This is a genomic window from Mesorhizobium sp. M2A.F.Ca.ET.067.02.1.1 (assembly GCF_004023285.1).
GTDB lineage: Bacteria > Pseudomonadota > Alphaproteobacteria > Rhizobiales > Rhizobiaceae > Mesorhizobium.
Map to the genome: position 1 here is coordinate 1 of NZ_RZSB01000865.1, position 2277 is coordinate 2277.

Annotated in this window: 3 protein-coding genes and 1 pseudogene; all 4 read right to left on the reverse strand. The window is 62.2% G+C overall.

All coding sequences use genetic code 11. The features are described from left to right. Positions 1-63: 63 nt before the first annotated feature. Positions 64-453 (reverse strand): 30S ribosomal protein S11, encoded by a 390-nt coding sequence (rpsK, locus tag EOA28_RS32945; RefSeq protein WP_006205444.1) that lies wholly within the window; start codon positions 451-453, stop codon positions 64-66. Between the two features lie 124 nt (positions 454-577). Further along, positions 578-946, reverse strand: coding sequence for a 30S ribosomal protein S13 (rpsM, locus tag EOA28_RS32950; RefSeq protein ID WP_027170351.1), 369 nt, complete (start codon positions 944-946; stop codon positions 578-580). 229 nt (positions 947-1175) lie between these two features. Beyond that, a complete protein-coding gene (locus tag EOA28_RS32955; RefSeq protein WP_128315709.1) occupies positions 1176-1766 on the reverse strand; it encodes an adenylate kinase in 591 nt (196 codons plus the stop codon). After that, positions 1763-2277: pseudogene (locus EOA28_RS32960) on the reverse strand (preprotein translocase subunit SecY); the annotation flags it as partial. The gene EOA28_RS32955 and the pseudogene EOA28_RS32960, both read right to left, overlap by 4 nt.

The window sequence follows — 2277 nt, forward strand, 5'->3', positions numbered from 1 at the left end:
GATGGTGGCGGGCGACACGGAAAACCGCGGAGGAACGCCGTGGCGTTCGCGCGGCGCTTAAAATCAGACGCGGCGCTTCTTGCGCGGACGGCAGCCATTGTGCGGGATCGGCGTCACGTCGCGGATCGAGGTAATGGTGAAGCCGGCCGCCTGCAGCGCGCGAAGGGCCGATTCACGACCGGAGCCGGGTCCGCAGACCTCGACCTCGAGCATGCGCATGCCGTGTTCCTGCGCTTTCTTGGCGACGTCCTCGGCAGCCATCTGGGCGGCGAACGGGGTCGACTTGCGCGAACCCTTGAACCCTTGCGCACCGGCTGACGACCAGGCAATCGAATTGCCCTGCGCGTCGGTGATGGTGATCATGGTGTTGTTGAAGGTCGAATTGACGTGGGCAACGCCCGACGAGATGTTCTTGCGTTCGCGACGGCGAACACGAGCGGCTTCCTTGGCCATGGTAGTCCTTTCAGTTGATCTCTACACCGCCGTAATGCCAGCGGCTCCACCCTGAGAAGCGAGTAGGGAATAGTGAGTAGCGAATAGAGCCCTACTCGCTAATGACTACTCGCTATTCGCCCAATTACTTCTTCTTGCCGGCGATCGCCTTGGCCGGGCCCTTGCGGGTGCGCGCATTGGTGTGCGTGCGCTGGCCGCGGACCGGCAGCGAGCGGCGGTGACGCAGGCCGCGGTAGCAGCCGAGGTCCATGAGCCGCTTGATGTTCATCGAGACTTCGCGGCGCAGGTCGCCTTCGACCTGGTAGTCGCGGTCGATCGTCTCGCGAATCTGCAGCACTTCCGCGTCGGTCAGCTGGTTGACGCGGCGGTCCGCCGGGATGCCGACCTTGTCGACGATCTCCTGGGCAAACTTCTTGCCGATGCCGTGAATGTACTGAAGCGCAATGACGACGCGCTTGTTGGTCGGAATGTTGACGCCGGCTATACGAGCCATTTTCTGCTCTTTCTCCATGTAGGCCGGACGAGCCGGCGTTCAAGTTACCCCGCGTCCGGTGGAGGCCGGCCCTTGCGGGAGTTTCCTGGTTCAAAGCGGACGCCTTGCCCGCAAGGGCAAGCAAAGTCCATGCCTGATAGGAAGACGGGCCGCCATACCCCAACGACCCACTTCAGTCAAGCGCAATCTTCAATTGTCGCCAAGCGCAATCTTCAATTGCCGGTCCGGCTCACTTCGCCGCGGCCGCGAGCACCTTGCCGATCTCGTCGGTCACGGCATCGATACTGGCCATGCCATCGACGGTCTTGAGCTTGCCTTTGGCGTAGTAGTAGCCGGTCAGCGGCGCCGTCTTCTTGTAATATTCGCGCAGGCGTTCCTCGAACACCGCCGGGTTGTCGTCCTTACGAACAGGCTGGCCGGCGACCTTGGCATCCTCGGCGCGTTTGACGATTCGTCCGACCAGCGCCTTGTCGTCGACGACAAGCTCGATGACTGTGTCGAGCGCGATGCCGCGCTCGGCAAGCATGGCGTCGACCGCGTCCGCCTGGACCAGCGTGCGCGGATAGCCGTCGAGGATGAAGCCCTTCGCGCAATCTGGCTGATCGATGCGCTCGGCGACGATGGCATTGACGATCGCGTCCGAGACAAGCTCGCCGGCATCCATCACCGCCTTGGCACGCTTGCCGACCTCGGTTCCGGCCTGTACGGCCGCACGCAGCATGTCCCCCGTCGAGAGCTGTGGGATGCGGTGTTTTTCTACCAGTCTTTGTGCTTGCGTCCCCTTGCCCGCCCCTGGCGGCCCAAGCAATATCAGCCTCATCTGCTCCTCTTCCCCCCACGCAACTTCGACTTCTTGATCAGGCCCTCATACTGATGCGCGATCAGGTGACCCTGAATCTGCGCCACCGTGTCGAGCGTGACACTGACCACGATCAGAAGCGATGTGCCACCGAGGTAGAAAGGTACGCCAGTCGCTGAAATCAGGAACTCGGGCAGCAGACAGACCAGCACCAGGTAGATGGCGCCGATGACGGTGATACGCGTCAGAACATAGTCGATATATTCGGCGGTGCGTTCGCCTGGACGATAACCCGGGATGAAGCCGGAATGCTTCTTGAGCTGGTCGGCCGTGTCCTTCGGGTTGAAAACGATCGCCGTGTAGAAGAAGGCGAAGAAGACGATCATGCCCGCATAGAAGATCATGTAGAGCGGCTGGCCGTGGCCGAGCGAGGCGAGGATCGTGCTTGCCCAGGCCGGCAGGTTGGTCGCCTGCGAGAAGCCCGCGACGGTTGCCGGCAAAAGCAGCAGCGAGGACGCGAAGATCGGCGGGA

Bases quoted from the DNA above. Each gene is read 5' to 3' on its own strand.
- rpsK (WP_006205444.1), bottom strand. From the start codon at position 453: ATGGCCAAGGAAGCCGCTCGTGTTCGCCGTCGCGAACGCAAGAACATC.
- rpsM (WP_027170351.1), bottom strand. From the start codon at position 946: ATGGCTCGTATAGCCGGCGTCAACATTCCGACCAACAAGCGCGTCGTC.
- EOA28_RS32955 (WP_128315709.1), bottom strand. From the start codon at position 1,766: ATGAGGCTGATATTGCTTGGGCCGCCAGGGGCGGGCAAGGGGACGCAA.